The sequence below is a fragment of the Stenotrophomonas sp. STEN054 genome (assembly GCF_056854535.1).
In genome coordinates, this window is sequence record NZ_JBXFWG010000039.1 from 26,853 (window position 1) to 40,923 (window position 14,071).

At 68.7% G+C, this 14,071-nt stretch carries 12 protein-coding genes and 1 rRNA gene; 6 read left to right on the plus strand and 7 right to left on the minus strand.

What is annotated here, in order from left to right; genetic code table 11:
* Window positions 1–121 precede the first annotated feature (121 nt).
* The gene (glyS, locus tag AC1VXD_RS14785; protein ID WP_482992678.1) at window positions 122–2,197 is read right to left on the minus strand and encodes a glycine--tRNA ligase subunit beta; all 2,076 of its coding nucleotides are present in this window, start codon (window positions 2,195–2,197) and stop codon (window positions 122–124) included.
* Between the two features lie 82 nt (window positions 2,198–2,279).
* Window positions 2,280–3,191, minus strand: coding sequence for a glycine--tRNA ligase subunit alpha (glyQ, locus tag AC1VXD_RS14790; RefSeq protein ID WP_482992679.1), 912 nt, complete (start codon window positions 3,189–3,191; stop codon window positions 2,280–2,282).
* A gap of 83 nt (window positions 3,192–3,274) precedes the next feature.
* Here glyQ and AC1VXD_RS14795 point away from each other — a divergent pair, with 83 nt between their 5' ends.
* Genes AC1VXD_RS14795 through AC1VXD_RS14805 form a run of 3 tightly spaced genes read left to right on the plus strand, consistent with a single transcriptional unit; the run spans window position 3,275 to window position 6,785 of the window.
* Entirely contained in the window at window positions 3,275–5,104 is a 1,830-nt protein-coding gene (locus AC1VXD_RS14795; RefSeq protein WP_482992680.1) for a GspE/PulE family protein, read from the plus strand.
* Window positions 5,076–5,822 carry a glutamine amidotransferase gene (locus AC1VXD_RS14800; RefSeq protein WP_482992681.1) on the plus strand — a complete coding sequence of 249 codons (747 nt, stop codon included), beginning with the start codon at window positions 5,076–5,078 and terminating at the stop codon, window positions 5,820–5,822. The genes AC1VXD_RS14795 and AC1VXD_RS14800 overlap by 29 nt, the downstream gene beginning before the upstream one ends.
* 51 nt (window positions 5,823–5,873) lie before the next feature.
* Entirely contained in the window at window positions 5,874–6,785 is a 912-nt protein-coding gene (locus AC1VXD_RS14805; RefSeq protein ID WP_482992682.1) for a BPSS1780 family membrane protein, read from the plus strand.
* A gap of 45 nt (window positions 6,786–6,830) precedes the next feature.
* On the opposite strand, the gene tatC is transcribed toward AC1VXD_RS14805, so the two are convergent.
* From tatC to AC1VXD_RS14825, 4 genes are all read right to left on the minus strand, one after another.
* Window positions 6,831–7,580 (minus strand): twin-arginine translocase subunit TatC, encoded by a 750-nt coding sequence (gene tatC, locus AC1VXD_RS14810; RefSeq protein ID WP_164075331.1) that lies wholly within the window; start codon window positions 7,578–7,580, stop codon window positions 6,831–6,833.
* Window positions 7,577–8,053 carry a Sec-independent protein translocase protein TatB gene (gene tatB / locus AC1VXD_RS14815; RefSeq protein ID WP_482992683.1) on the minus strand — a complete coding sequence of 159 codons (477 nt, stop codon included), beginning with the start codon at window positions 8,051–8,053 and terminating at the stop codon, window positions 7,577–7,579. Before tatB ends, tatC begins: the two co-directional genes overlap by 4 nt.
* Before the next feature lie 15 nt (window positions 8,054–8,068).
* Window positions 8,069–8,296 carry a Sec-independent protein translocase subunit TatA gene (tatA, locus tag AC1VXD_RS14820; protein WP_108770514.1) on the minus strand — a complete coding sequence of 76 codons (228 nt, stop codon included), beginning with the start codon at window positions 8,294–8,296 and terminating at the stop codon, window positions 8,069–8,071.
* 74 nt (window positions 8,297–8,370) lie between these two features.
* Window positions 8,371–9,255, minus strand: coding sequence for a lipid-binding SYLF domain-containing protein (locus AC1VXD_RS14825; RefSeq protein ID WP_482992684.1), 885 nt, complete (start codon window positions 9,253–9,255; stop codon window positions 8,371–8,373).
* Window positions 9,256–9,420: 165 nt separating this feature from the next.
* Between AC1VXD_RS14825 and hemH the strand changes: the two genes are divergently transcribed.
* The 3 genes from hemH (at window position 9,421) to AC1VXD_RS14840 (ending at window position 13,636) form a co-directional block, all read left to right on the plus strand.
* Window positions 9,421–10,383 (plus strand): ferrochelatase, encoded by a 963-nt coding sequence (gene hemH / locus AC1VXD_RS14830; protein WP_482992685.1) that lies wholly within the window; start codon window positions 9,421–9,423, stop codon window positions 10,381–10,383.
* Entirely contained in the window at window positions 10,380–11,225 is an 846-nt protein-coding gene (locus AC1VXD_RS14835) for an alpha/beta fold hydrolase (protein ID WP_482992686.1), read from the plus strand. Before hemH ends, AC1VXD_RS14835 begins: the two co-directional genes overlap by 4 nt.
* A 308-nt stretch (window positions 11,226–11,533) precedes the next feature.
* Window positions 11,534–13,636, plus strand: a complete 2,103-nt coding sequence (locus tag AC1VXD_RS14840) for a methyl-accepting chemotaxis protein (protein ID WP_482992687.1) — start codon at window positions 11,534–11,536, stop codon at window positions 13,634–13,636.
* A 328-nt stretch (window positions 13,637–13,964) separates the two neighbouring features.
* Here AC1VXD_RS14840 and rrf read toward each other — a convergent pair.
* Window positions 13,965–14,071: ribosomal RNA gene (rrf, locus tag AC1VXD_RS14845) — 5S ribosomal RNA — on the minus strand; the annotation flags it as partial.

Sequence of the window (14,071 nt, forward strand, 5' to 3'; positions counted from 1 at the left end):
GCACGATATCGGTAGCGCCGGGCCACGCCCGGCGAGCGCGCAGCGCGGTCCCGCGGAACGCCGCCGGGCATGGCCCGGCGCTACAAACCCATCCACGCCTTGGGTGGATGGGTCATCCCCATCAACTCGACAGATGCTCGATCGCCGCGACCTTGCCCAGGCGCTCGCCCAGCATCGTCAGCAGGGCCAGGCGGTTGCCACGCAGCGCCGGGTCTTCGGCATTCACCATCACGCCATCGAAGAACGCATCGACCTGCGGACGCAGGCGGGCCAGGCGCGCCAGCACGGCCACATAGTCCTTCTGGTGCAGGCTGGCGCCGGTGTCGTCGATGGCCGCAGTGACCGCTTCGGCCAGCGCGCGTTCGGCATCTTCCTGCAGCAGCGATGCATCGATCTGGCCCGGAATCTCGCCCTCGGCCTTGCGCAGGATGTTGCGGATGCGCTTGTTGGCCGCGGCCAGCGCCTCGGCTTCCGGAAGCGCGGCAAAGGTGCCGATCGCGTCCAGGCGACGGTCGAAGTCATACAGCGAAGCCGGCTTCAGCTCGGCCACCGCGTTGAAGTGCGTGGCCGGCACGCCCTTGTCGCTGTAGTAGCCCTTCAGGCGGTCGAGGATGAAGTCGTACAGCTCGCCCACGTCGGCCTGCGCGTTGCGCGCGGCCAGGCCGGCGTTGGCGCTGGCCAGCAACGCGCGCAGGTCCAGCTCGAAGCCGCTCTCGATGATCGTGCGGGCCAGGCCCAGCGCGTTGCGGCGCAGGGCGAACGGGTCCTTGTTGCCGGTCGGCTTCAGGCCTGCGGCGAAACCGCCGGCCAGGGTGTCCACGCGCTCGGCGATCGCCAGCACCTTGCCCAGTGCCGACAGCGCGATGTCATCGCCCCCGAAGCGCGGCTGGTAGGCCTCGTCGATGGCCAGCGCCACCGCCGGCGATTGCCCACCGGCCACGGCGTAGTGGCGGCCGGCGATGCCCTGCAGCTCCGGGAACTCGTTGACCATGCGCGACTGCAGGTCGTTCTTGGCCAGCTGCGCGGCACGCTTGGCCAGCACCGGGTCGGCACCGACCTGCGGCGCGATCACTTCGGCCAGCGCCGACACGCGCGCCACCTTGTCGGCCACGCTGCCCAGCTTGGCCTGGTAGGTCACGGTCTTCAGGCCGTCGCCCATCGATTCAATGCCCTGCTTCAGGTCTTCATCGAAGAAGAACTTGGCATCGGCGAAGCGCGGACGGATCACGCGCTCGTAGCCCTTGGCCACTTCGGCCACGTCCTTCGATTCGATGTTGGCGATGCCGATGAACTTCTCGGTCAGCTTGCCGCTGTCATCCAGCACCGGGAAGAACTTCTGGTTGATCTCCATCGTCTCGATCAGCGCTTCCTGCGGCACGGCCAGGAACGCACGCTCGAAGCTGCACAGCACCGCCGCCGGCCACTCGACCAGGTTCACCACCTGCTCCAGGTTGTCCTCGGTGATGCGGGCGCTGCCACCGGCCTGGCCAGCAGCGGCCTCGACTTCGGCGACGATGCGCTCGCGGCGCTCGGCCGGATCGACCAGCACCTTGGCCGCACGCAGCGATTCGACGTAATCCTGCGGCTGGCTCAGCCACACGGTCTTGTCATGGTGGAAGCGGTGGCCACGGCTCATGCGGTCGGCCTTCAGGCCAAACAGCTCGGCCTCGACGATGTCGGCACCGTGCAGCAGCACCAGCCAGTGCGCCGGGCGGGCAAAGCCCCAGTCGTGGTTGCCCCAGCGCATCGGCTTGGGGATCGGCATCGCAGCGACGGCCTCGCGCAGGATCTCCGGCAGCAGCGCGGCGGTGCGCGCACCCGGGCTCACCGCACGGTGCACGAAGCGCTCACCCTTGTTGTCGCTGGTCTTCTCCAGCGCGGTCCAGTCGATCCCGGCCTTGGCGGCGAAGCCCCGCAGGGCCTTGGTCGGCTGGCCTTCGGCGTCCAGCGCGATGTTCAGGTACGGGCCCAGCACTTCGCTGCGCTGTTCCGGCTGTTCCAGGCCGACGCCGGGCAGCAGCACGGCCAGGCGGCGCGGAGTCGACAGCGGGCGTGCATCGCCCAGTTCCAGCTCGACGCCACGCTTGCGCAGGCCGTCGACAACGCCATCGAAGAAGGCCTGGGCCAGGCCCGGCAGCGCCTTGACCGGCAGCTCCTCGGTGCCCAGTTCGATCAGCAGGGGGGACAGTTGGCTCATCGTTTCAATCCTGTGGTGGGGGCGCAGCGCGCGACGCGGCCGGCGCCCCGGGGCAATGGGGTGATGAAAAACAGCGCGGCCGTCAGGCCTGCTTCGCGCCCGGGAAGCCCAGCTTCTCGCGCTGCTCGTAGTAGGCCTTGGCCACCGCCTGGGCCAGCGCGCGCACGCGCAGGATGTAGCGCTGGCGTTCGGTCACGCTGATCGCGCGGCGCGCATCGAGCAGGTTGAAGGTATGGCTGGCCTTCATCACCTGTTCGTAGGCCGGCAGCGGCAGGTTCACTTCCACCAGCTTCTGCGCCTCGCGCTCGCACGCGTCGAAGCGGTGGAACATTTCTTCCACGTCGGCGTGTTCGAAGTTGTAGGTGCTCTGCTCCACCTCGTTCTGGTGGTAGACGTCGCCGTAGGTCACCGGCTGGCCGTCCGGGCCGTAGGTCCAGACCAGGTCGTAGACGTTGTCGCAGTTCTGCAGGTACATGCACAGGCGCTCGAGACCGTAGGTGATCTCGCCCAGCACCGGGCGGCATTCCAAGCCACCGGCCTGCTGGAAGTAGGTGAACTGGGTCACCTCCATGCCGTTGAGCCAGACTTCCCAGCCCAGGCCCCAGGCGCCCAGGGTCGGCGATTCCCAGTTGTCCTCGACGAAGCGCAGGTCATGCACCAGCGGGTCGATGCCCAGCGCCTTCAGCGAATCCAGGTACAGCTGCTGGATGTTGTCCGGTGCCGGCTTCATCGCCACCTGGTACTGGTAATAGCGCTGCAGGCGGTTCGGGTTCTCGCCGTAGCGGCCGTCGGTCGGGCGGCGCGACGGCTGCACGTAGGCCGCGTTCCAGCCTTCCGGGCCGATCGCACGCAGGAAGGTGGCCGGGTGGAACGTACCGGCGCCCACCTCCAGGTCGAGCGGCTGGATGAGCACGCAGCCCTGCTGGGCCCAGAACTGGTTCAGGGTCTGGATCAGGCCCTGGAAGGTGATCGGAACGGTCGGGTTCGCGGACATGCGGACGATTCTTGGCCGGCAGAGGGGTGCGCTAGTATAACGGCCGACCTGCGGGGCATTCCGTACCCGGGAGGAGCAGGCAGATGGAACACCGGCTGCCGGCAGGCACGCCCGGGGCACCGGCCCCGTTGCCACCAGGGCGCCTGGAGTTCGAGCAGGTGGCCGCTGCCGCACTGGCCGATGGCCTGATCGCCGAACGTGACCGCGACCGCGTGCGCTTTTCCGCACAGGGCGCGCGCAACGCCAGCGAAGTGCACCCGCTGGTGCTGCTGTCCAACCTCAAGCTGGCCGCCAGCGAGGGCGGCGAGCTGAGCCTGGAACGGCTGACCGAATGGCTGGCCCGGCGCACCGGCTGCCGCTACCTGCGCATCGACCCGACCCGCGTCGACGTCGCCTCGGTCACCGCCGTGGCCTCGCACGCCTATGCACGCCGCCACCGTTTCCTGCCGCTGGCGGTCGACGCCGAACGCGTGCTGGTGGCCACCAGCGAACCGCTGGCGCAGGAATGGCGCCGCGACCTGCAGCACCTGACCCGGCGCCAGATCGAGCTGGCGATGGTCAACCCGCTGGACCTGCACCGCTACACCATGGAGTTCTTCGGGGTCACCCGCTCGGTGCGCGGGGCCCGCGGCGACGTGCGCGGCGAAGCCAACACGACTCTGCCCAGCTTCGAGCAGCTGGTCGAGCTAGGCCGGGCCGGTGACGTCAACGCCGACGACCAGCACATCGTCCACATCGTCGACTGGCTGCTGCAGTACGCCTATGAACAACGCGCCTCGGACATCCACCTGGAGCCGCGCCGCGAGATGGGGCGCATGCGCTTCCGCATCGATGGCGTGCTGCACAAGGTGTTCGAGGTGCCGCCGGCGGTGATGACCGCCGTGGTCAGCCGCATCAAGGTGCTCGGCCGCATGGACCTGGCCGAACGCCGGCGCCCGCAGGATGGCCGCATCAAGACCCGTTCGCCGGGCGGCCGCGAGGTCGAGATGCGCCTGTCGACCATGCCCACCGCCTTCGGCGAGAAGTGCGTGATGCGCATCTTCGACCCGGATGCCGCCTTCAAGAGCATCGACCAGCTCGGTTTCAGTCCGCAGGAGGCCGCCGGCTGGAATGCGCTCGTCGAGCGCCCGCACGGCATCGTGCTGGTCACCGGCCCGACCGGTTCGGGCAAGACCACCACCCTGTATTCCACCCTGAAGCGGCTGGCTACGCCGGACGTGAACGTATGCACGGTGGAGGACCCCATCGAGATGATCTCGCCGGAGTTCAACCAGATGCAGGTGCAGGTCAACATCGACCTGGACTTCGCCAGCGGCGTGCGCACCCTGCTGCGACAGGACCCGGACATCATCATGATCGGTGAGATCCGCGACCTGGAGACCGCACAGATGGCGGTGCAGGCCTCGCTGACCGGCCATCTGGTGCTGTCCACCCTGCACACCAACGATGCGGCCTCGGCCATCACCCGCCTGCTCGACATCGGCGTGCCGCACTACCTGCTGGCCAGCACCATCAACGGCATCCTCGCCCAGCGCCTGGTCCGCACCCTGTGCCCGCACTGCAAGCAGCCGCACACCCTCGGCGCGTCCGATTGGGCGGTGCTGGCTGATAGCCATGCTGCATATCCAGATGCCGCCACGCCCTGTCGGCCGGTCGGTTGCCTGGAGTGCCGGCGCACCGGTTTCCTCGGCCGCATCGGCCTGTATGAGTTGCTGCCATTGGGCTCGCGGCTGCGCAGGCTGATCCGCGCGGACATGGATCTGGCCGCTTTCGGCCGTGCCGCACAGGCTGAAGGACTGCGAAGCCTGCGCCAGGCGGGGCTTGAAAAGGTGGCGCAGGGGCTGACTACAATCGAGGAAGTCCTGTCAGTCCTGCCGCCCCCGGATGAATCCAGCACCGTTCCTGATCCTTGAAACCGGCCGCCCGGTGCCGTCGCTGCGGCGCTACGGCCGTTTTCCGCACTGGATCCGCGTCGCCGCCGGGCTGGAAGAACACGAGACCGTGGTGGTCGACGTCGAACACGGCGGCCACCTGCCCGACGCCTGCGGCTTCGCCGGCGTACTGGTGACCGGCTCGGCCGCCTACGTCACCGACCACGCCGAATGGAGCGAGCGCAGCGCGGCGTGGCTGCGCCAGGTCGCCTACGACGGCGTGCCGGTGTTCGGCATCTGCTACGGCCACCAGCTGCTGGCGCACGCGCTCGGCGGTGAGGTGGCCTACAACCCGGCCGGGCGCGAGTCGGGCACGATCGAACTGGCGCTGGACCCGGCCGCCGCCGAGGATCCGCTGTTCGGCGGCCTGCCCAGCCACTTCCCGGCCCACGCCACCCATATGCAGACCGTGCTGCGCGCGCCCGAGGGTGCCGCGGTGCTGGCGCGCTCGCCGCTGGATGGCTGCCACGCCTTCCGCTGGGGCCGCCAGGCCTGGGGCGTGCAGTTCCACCCTGAATTCGCCACCCACCACATGCGTGGTTACATCCGTGCGCGCGCCGACTGCATCGGCCGCCACGGCGGCTGCGCGCGCAGCATCGAGCGCGCGGTCAGCGCCGCGCCCCTGGCCCGCCAGCTGCTGCGGCGCTTCGTCCGCCAGGCCCGCCAGTCTTCAGCCCAGCCGGTCGCAAAACAGGGATAATCGGCGGCACGGGCACCCGCCCGGCCCCCTTCTGTCCCTTCCCGGATGTCCATGAAAGAGATTCGCAAGCTGCCGGCTTCGGCGGGCGCCCAGTGGTTGCTGGATACGTTCTCGCTGTACCGGCGTGCGCCGCTGCAGCTGGCCCGGATCGGCCTCACCTGGCTGGTGGTCAGCTGGGTGGTCACCCTGCTGTCGACCTTGATCCCGGGTGCCGCAGGCCTGGCCGTGCAGTTGATGACCCTGGCCATTTCGCCGGTGATGTTCGGCGGCATGCTGTACGCGATGGGCGAGATCGACGAGGGCCGTCCCGGCCTGGCCTCGCACCTGCTGCAGCCGATCCGCGACCACCGCGTCAGCCACCTGCTGGTGCCGCTGGCCATCCAGGTGCTGGCGGTGCTGCTGCTGGGCGTGCTGCTGTTCCTGATGATCGGCCGCGAAGGCTTTGCCGCCTTCAGCGAGGTCATGACCAGGATGGAGCAGATCAGCCGCAGCGGCCAGCAGATCAGTCCGGATGATGCGGCGAACCTGGTGGCCAACCTGCCGGCCAAGCGCATCGCGCTGTGGCTGTTCCTGGTGTTCGTTACCGCGGTGGGCCTGTCGCTGGCGATGTTCACCCAGCCGGCGCTGGTGGTGTTTGACAAGCAGAGCGGCATGCACGCGCTGCGCCTGAGCCTGCAGGGCTGCGTAGAGAACATCGTGGCGATGATCGTGTTCGCGGTGCTGGGCCTGATCGCCGCGTTCTGCGGTTACATCCTGTTCGTCATCGTCATCCAGATCGCGATGCTGATCGGCGGCCCGCTGGCGGCGGCCTTCATCGCCCAGCTGGTGCTGACCACGGTGGTGATGCCGCTGTATGTCGGCGCGGTCTATGCCGCCTGGAAGCAGATGTTCGTCCACCGCGGCAACCGCGCCGCACCGCCGGTGCCGGCCACCCCGCCGCAGAACGACGTCTTCCACGCCTGACCTGTCGCTCAACGGTAGCGCCGGGCCATGCCCGGCGTTCCCGTATCAGGCGGCGGGCTTCTTCACTGCGGAAGACGGCACCAGCCAGCGTGCGGCGTGGATGCCCAGCTCGTAAAGCAGGCACATCGGGATCGCCAGCATCAGCTGCGAGACCACGTCCGGCGGGGTCAGCACGGCAGCAAGAACGAAGATGCCGACCACCGCGTAGCCGCGGCCTTCCTTGAACTGCTGCGGCGTCACCCAGCCCAGCAGCACCAGGATCACCATCGCCACCGGCAGCTCGAAGCTGCCGCCGAAAGCGAAGAAGATCGCCAGCACGAAATCCAGGTAGGCGTTCGCATCCGGGGTGATCGCGATCACTTCCGGGCTGAAGGTGGTGAGGAAGTGGAACACCGCCGGCAGCACCAGGAAGTAGGCGAACGCGCAGCCGGTGTAGAACAGCAGCACCGACGACACCAGCAGCGGCACCGCCAGGCGCTTCTCGCGCGCATACAGGCCCGGGGCGACGAACGCCCACAGCTGGTACAGCAGCCACGGCACGGCCACGAAGAGGGCCACGAAGCAGGTCAGCTTCAGCGGCGCGAAGAACGCACCGGCCGGGTTGGTGGCGATCATCGTCTGCCCGTTCGGCAGCTGCGACACCAGCGGTTCGGCCAGCGCGTTGTACAGCTTCTGGGTGAACGGCAGCAGGCCCAGCAGCACCACGCCGAAACCGAGCAGCCCGCGGATCAGCCGCGCGCGCAGTTCGACCAGGTGCTCGACCAGCGAGCTTTCACCGAAATCATGGTCGCTCATGGCTGGCGCTCCGGCGGAACGGGTGCATCGGCCACGGGGGTGTCAGCAGGCGCGGTAGCGGCCGGCTGCACAGGGGCATCGGTTGCTGAAACGGCATCCTGCGCCGCCGCGGGGGCCGGGACATCATCGGCCAGGTGCGGCGGCGTCTGCGCCGGGGCAGGCGCGCGCACTTCCTGGGCCAGGTCATCGCCCTGCTGCTGCGCCTGCGCTGCCTCGCGCCGCATCGCTTCGCCGCTGGCGCGCAGCTGGCTCTCGGTGTCCTGCATGCTCTGCCGCACGTCCTGCATCTGCCGCTTGATCTCCTCGGCCTGCAGCTCGCGCTCCAGCTCCTGCTTCACCGAGTCCCACTGGTTGCGGGCGCGACGCACCCACAGGCCGGCGAAGCGGGCTGCCTTGGGCAGGCGCTCGGGACCGAGCACCACCAAAGCGACCACCGCGATCACAAGCAGTTCGCTGAAACCAATGTCAAACACCGCAACCGCTCCGGATCAACGCGCGTTGCGGTCGTGCTCGTCCTGCGCCGTGCGCGAGGCGTCCTGGCTGCGCGACTCGTCGCCCAGCTGCGCCGACGGCTTGTCGTCGTCGCGCATGCCCTTCTTGAATTCCTTCACCGCCGAGCCGAGGTCCTTGGCACCACTGGTCAGCCGCTTGGTGCCGAACACCAACAGAACTACGGCCAGGACAATCAACCAATGCCAGATGCTCAAACTGCCCATAAAGACACTCGTTACGTTGTGATCAGGCTGTCGAGCATAGCGCACCGGCTGTAAGCCGGCGCGCGTGACGAAAGTCAGTTGCCGCCCAGCGTCTCGGTACGGATCTCACCGTCGCCGACCGGCTGGAAACCCTGCTGTGCCGGTGGCGGGTTCTGCGGCATGTTCTGCAGCGGCGCGGTGGTCGCTTCGGCCGGGGCCGCGGCCGGTGCCTGAACAGGCGCCTGGGCCGGCGGCGGCGGTGCGCTGGCAGTGCCACCGTTGCCGGTGCGGTTGTTGCGCGCGGCGTAGGTGGCTTCTTCCAGGCGGTCACGGAAGGCGACGACGTCCATCGACGGCGAGCCGGCCGCTCGCCCCTCGAAGATCATCCGCGGCGTAGTGTTGCTGCCGTAGGCGTCGAGGTTGGCGGCATCGTCGATCTGCAGCACCGCGCCATCCAGGGCGACGCCGGCGAACAGGCCGCGGGCACGCGACCACGACCAGATCTCGGCCTTCAGCTGGCCATCGGTGGCGGCGGCGGCATTGCGGCCCACCGGACCGGCGGCCACGCCGGCATCGGCGCCCAAGGTGAACTTGCCGTTGACCAGATTGTCGAGGCTGCGGTCGTTACGGAACACCAGCACCACGTCGGAAGACTGCACGCCGGCCTGGAAGCCGATGCTGCCGCCGGTGAGCTTGATGAACACCGGGTTGGACCAGGCGCCATTGGGCATACGCACCGACATCAGACCATGGCCACGGCGACCGCCGATGACCAGACCGGCCTTGATCGTGTCGGGAATGACGATGACCGCGCGGCCTTCGTCGAGCAACTTGTCCGGAATGCCCTGTTCGGGAATTTCCTGGATTTCAGCCAGCACACGCACCGCGTTGCGGGCGCGCTGGTCTTCCTGCGGTCCGGCCATGGCCTGGCTGGACAGCAGGCTGGCGGCGATCAGCAGGGCTTGGATCGGGCGACGCATGGCGGGCTCCAGAAGTCAGTCCATAGGAAGATATAGCAAGTGACTGAAATTAGTGGCGTTGTGATGAATATCCAATGAGCGCGTCCGATCCGGATAGACGCCCTGCATCGATAGGATTCAAACCCTGCATCCCGGCGCGGCACCGGATCGGCGACAATAGCCCTCATGCTCGACGCACCCGATACCGCCGTGCTGGCGGTCAACCTAGGCACGCCCGAGACGCCGACGGCCCCCGCCGTCCGTCGTTACCTGGCTGAATTCCTCTCCGACCCGCGCGTGGTCTCGATTCCGGCGCTGCTCTGGCAGCCGTTGCTGCGCGGGCTCATCCTGCCGCTGCGCAGTGGCCGTTCAGCGGCGAAGTACGCCCAGGTGTGGCTGCCGGAAGGCTCGCCGCTGATGGTGCATACCCGCCGCCTGGCCGAGGCCATGCAGGCCCTGCTGCCCAGCCTGCGGGTGCGCCATGCCATGCGCTACGGCGCACCTGCGCTCACCGCCGAGCTCGACCGCCTGGCCGCCGAAGGCGTGCGCCGCATCGTCGTGCTGCCCCTGTACCCGCAGTATTCGACCACCACCACCGCCTCGATCGAGGACCGCGTGGATGACTGGCAGCGGCGCCATCCCGGCATCACCATCAGCCTGGTGCAGGATTACTCGGTCGACCCGGACTGGGTCGCTGCGGTTGCCGGCTCGATCCAGCGCTACTGGCAGCAGCACGGCCGCGGCCAGAAGCTGATGTTTTCCTTCCACGGCATTCCGCAGCGCCTGGCTGATGCCGGCGATCCGTACCCGCAGCGCTGCGAGGCCAGCGCGCAGGCCATCGCCAAGGCACTGGGTCTGGCTGCCGATGAGTGGCAGCTCGGCTACCAGTCGCGCTTCGGCCGCGAACGCTGGCTGCAGCCTTATGCCGAACCCAGCCTGTGGGCGCTGGCCGAATCGGGTGTGAAGCAGATCGACGTGGTCTGCCCGGGCTTTGCCACCGACTGCCTGGAGACGCTGGAAGAAGTGGCGATGGGCTTCACCGAAACGCTGGCCGAGCGTGGTGCGCAGATGCGCTACATCCCCTGCCTCAATGCCGAACCCGAGCATGCCCGTGCCCTGGCACGCCTCGCCGTGGCATCGCTGGCGTGAGCCTGCAACCGTTCGCGATGGACGTGGCCGGCGCGCGCGTGGCGGGCCTGCGCGGCGGCTCTGCCGATGGCACCCGCGTGCTGGCCCTGCATGGCTGGCTGGACAACGCCGCCAGCTTCGTACCGCTGGCGCCACACTTGGCCGAGGTGGCGCTGGTGGCCATCGACCTGCCCGGCCACGGCCACAGCGCCCACCTGCCGGCCGGCGCGGTCTACACCACACCGGCAGCGATTACCCACGTGCTTGATGTGGCTGACGCGCTGGGCTGGGACCGCTTCACCCTGATGGGCCATTCGATGGGCGCCGGCATCGCCAGCCTCACTGCCGCGGTCAGTGATCGCGTCGAGCGGTTGATCGCCATCGAGGCGCTGGGTGGCCTGCGTGGACCGGAAGAAGAAACCGCCGATCGCCTGCGCGAGCATGTGAACGCCACCCGCGCCCTGACCCGCAAGCAGCTGCGCGTGTTCCCCGAACTGGCCGCGCCCATCCGCGCGCGGATGATGACCAACCAGCTCAGCGAAGGCTGCGCCCGCCTGCTGGTCGAGCGCGGCGTCGAACCGGTGGAAGGCGGCTACCGCTGGTGCAGCGATCCGCGCCTGATGCTGCCCACCGCCATCCGCCTCAGCGAAGGGCAGATCGACAACGTGCTGCAGGCCATCGCCTGCCCCACCCAGGTGATCTACGCCACGCCGGCGCAGTCCTACTATCCCGAGCCGGGGCGCAGCCAGCGCCTGCAGCACCTGCGCGACGGCCGCCTGGCCGTGTTCCCGGGCAACCACCATCTGCACATGGAACAGCCAGCGCAGATCGCCGAGGTCATCAACGGCTTCCTTGCCGCTTGATCAGGCCGCTTCAACGCAACCGGAGCTGAGCGGCAACCTTCACGCGTGCTTCACTCCGCGCGCGCGCGGCCGATAGAACAGTTGCGGGCACCTGCGCCCGCCTCACGCGGGCCCGGTCGGGCCTGCGGCTGTTCGTGGTCCTGCAAGGAAGCCCGCATGCCTTTCTGTCCGCACCACCGCCCACAGGACGTGGCCCCGGTGCCTGCCCGCTCCACTTCCCCCTTTCGCAATCCTGGCCCTGCCACCGTCCCGCCGTCGCGCGTGCCGGTTTGCGGGGCCGTTGCCGTCCGTTGATCCAGGAGTCGCTGATGTCCATTGCATCCCCCCGTCCGCCCGACCAGGGCCGCCTTCCCTACCTGCAACAGCTTGCACGACGCGGTGACCGCCGCCTGCTGCTAGGCAGCGCAGTCATGGCCCTGCTGGGGCTTGGCCTTGCCGTCGGCGGCCAAGGCGGGTTGCTAGCCGCGCTGGCGGCATCCGCCGTGCTGCCTGCCGCGTGGCTGGGCGGCCCGCAGGCCGGCACGCCGCTGGCCCGCAATGGCCTGGCCGTGCTCGTCGGCATCCAGCTCTGCCTGCTCTGCCACCTGGGTGGCCTCGGCCCGGCATTGCCGATTGCCGTGCTGCTGGGGGTCCTGCTGGGTCATCGCCACCGCCTGCCACTGTGGCTGGCCGGCGCGGTCGGGGTGATCGCCCTGCTGCTGCCGCTGGTGCAGGGCGCCGCGGTACTGCCGGCCGTGCTGCACACGGCGGCGCTGGCCGCGCTTGCGGCCGTGCTCGGACAGACCGCCGCACGCCTGCGCCAGCAGAGTGAGGCGTTGGGCCACGGCCCGCAGCGGCTGGCCGCCCTCGCCCGCGATATCGCCACCGGCGCCGACCTGTCCGCACACGGCAACGTGCAGGATTACGCCGCAGGCTCCCTGGCCCACGCCCTGGCCGACACCGCCCGCCACGTGCAGGCGCAGCGCGAACGCCAGGCGCAGGGTCATGCCGACAACGCACAGGTCCGCCAGGCGCTGGATGTTTCGCGTACGGCAATGATGATCGCCGACAACGACCACGTGATCCGTTACGTAAACCGTTCGGTGGTGGCCCTGCTGCGCAACCAGCAGGCGAACCTGCGCCAGGCCTTCCCCGATTTCGATGCCGAAAAGCTGGTCGGCAGCAGCATCCATCGTTTCCACGCCAACCCCGACCGCATCCGCGGCATCCTCAACACGCTGCAGGTCGCCCATAACGGCAAGATCCAGATCGGCCCGGTACACTTCGCCCAGGTGGTCACCCCGGTGTTCGATGCGCAGGGCATGCGCCTGGGGTTTGCCGTGGAGTGGCATGACCGCACGCATGAGCTGGCGCTGGAGAATTCAGTGGCCGGCATCGTCGCAGCGGCGGCGGCCGGCGATCTGGACCAGCGGCTGCAGGCCAGTGAGGGCGCCAGCTTCCTGGACGGCCTGACCGGTGGCATCAACCAGTTGATGGCTACAGTCGGCGGCACGGTGGAAGAGGTTCGGCAGATGCTGGCCGCACTCGCCCGCGGTGAACTCGACCGGCGCATGGAAGGCGAGTACCACGGTGCGTTTGCCGCCATCCAGCGCGACGCCAATGCCACGGCGACCCAGCTGGCGCTTATGGTCGGCCGCATCCAGCGCAGTGCCGGCGCGATCCGCGGCGCTGCCAGCGAGATCACCGCCGGCAACGATGCATTGTCCGAGCGCAGTGAGCGCCAGGCCGCGCACCTGCAGGAGACTGCCGCGTCGATGGAGGAACTGACCGCCACCGTGCGGCAGAACGCCAGCCATGCCCGCCAGGCCAGTGACCTGGCCAGCACCACCCAGGGCGCGGCCAACGAAGGCAACCTGGCCATGCAGCGCGTGGTCACCACCATGCAGGCCATCGAAGCCGCCTCGCGTCGCATTGGTGACATCACCGGTGTCATCGACGGTATCGCGTTCCAGACCAACATCCTGGCCCTGAACGCCGCGGTGGAGGCCGCCCGCGCCGGTGAGCAGGGACGCGGCTTCGCCGTGGTTGCCAGCGAGGTCCGCGTGTTGGCCCAGCGTTCGGCGGCGGCCGCTCAGGAGATCAAGAAGCTCATCGACGAAGCCGGCCGCGAGGTGGGCGAAGGCGCGCAGCTGGTGGCCGATGCCGGCCAGCGCATGCAGGGCATTGTCGGCGGCGTGCAGAGCGTGAGCGCGCTGATGCAGGAGATCTCGGCGGCGTCGCAGGAGCAGTCCAGCGGCATCGAACAGATCAACCAGACGGTGGTGCAGATGGACCAGGCGACGCAGCAGAACGCGGCCCTGGTGGAGGAAGCCACTGCCGCCGCACGCGAACTGCAGGTGCAGGCGGGCACGCTGAGTGAAGCGGTGGCGGTGTTCCGGCAGCAGGAAACGCGGGAGATGGCGCTGGCCTGAGGCCACGCGCCCGGTTATTGCTTTGTGCTTTGGGTGGGTGCCAACCGCGGTTGGCACCTTGCCTGGCGCGGGCGCGGGTGCCGCGCCTGTGCCTGTGCCTGTGCCTGTGCCTGTGCCTGTGCCGGCCAGCTTCCGGCATTACTGTCCTCGCTGCATGCGTTGCGCGGATACGGTGCAGCCACGCATGGCGTGGCTCTACTGGTAGATGCCAACCTTGGTTGGCACCGCTGGCCGGCACCACCAAGCACGCGCAGAATCCCCCGAGGCGTGATTGTCCACGCGCAAAGAAAAACCCCGCTGCGTGAGCAGCGGGGTTTTTGGGTATAAACCCTGGCGATGACCTACTCTCGCATGGCTTGAGCCACACTACCATCGGCGCAGCTGCGTTTCACTTCCGAGTTCGGGATGGGATCGGGTGGTTCCACAGCGCTAATT

Coding starts and splice junctions, on each gene's coding strand:
- AC1VXD_RS14795 (WP_482992680.1), top strand. CDS start 3,275: ATGGAACACCGGCTGCCGGCAGGCACGCCCGGGGCACCGGCCCCGTTG.
- tatC (WP_164075331.1), bottom strand. CDS start 7,580: ATGAGCGACCATGATTTCGGTGAAAGCTCGCTGGTCGAGCACCTGGTC.
- tatA (WP_108770514.1), bottom strand. CDS start 8,296: ATGGGCAGTTTGAGCATCTGGCATTGGTTGATTGTCCTGGCCGTAGTT.
- AC1VXD_RS14825 (WP_482992684.1), bottom strand. CDS start 9,255: ATGCGTCGCCCGATCCAAGCCCTGCTGATCGCCGCCAGCCTGCTGTCC.
- glyQ (WP_482992679.1), bottom strand. CDS start 3,191: ATGTCCGCGAACCCGACCGTTCCGATCACCTTCCAGGGCCTGATCCAG.
- AC1VXD_RS14805 (WP_482992682.1), top strand. CDS start 5,874: ATGAAAGAGATTCGCAAGCTGCCGGCTTCGGCGGGCGCCCAGTGGTTG.
- glyS (WP_482992678.1), bottom strand. CDS start 2,197: ATGAGCCAACTGTCCCCCCTGCTGATCGAACTGGGCACCGAGGAGCTG.
- AC1VXD_RS14840 (WP_482992687.1), top strand. CDS start 11,534: ATGTCCATTGCATCCCCCCGTCCGCCCGACCAGGGCCGCCTTCCCTAC.
- AC1VXD_RS14800 (WP_482992681.1), top strand. CDS start 5,076: ATGAATCCAGCACCGTTCCTGATCCTTGAAACCGGCCGCCCGGTGCCG.
- hemH (WP_482992685.1), top strand. CDS start 9,421: ATGCTCGACGCACCCGATACCGCCGTGCTGGCGGTCAACCTAGGCACG.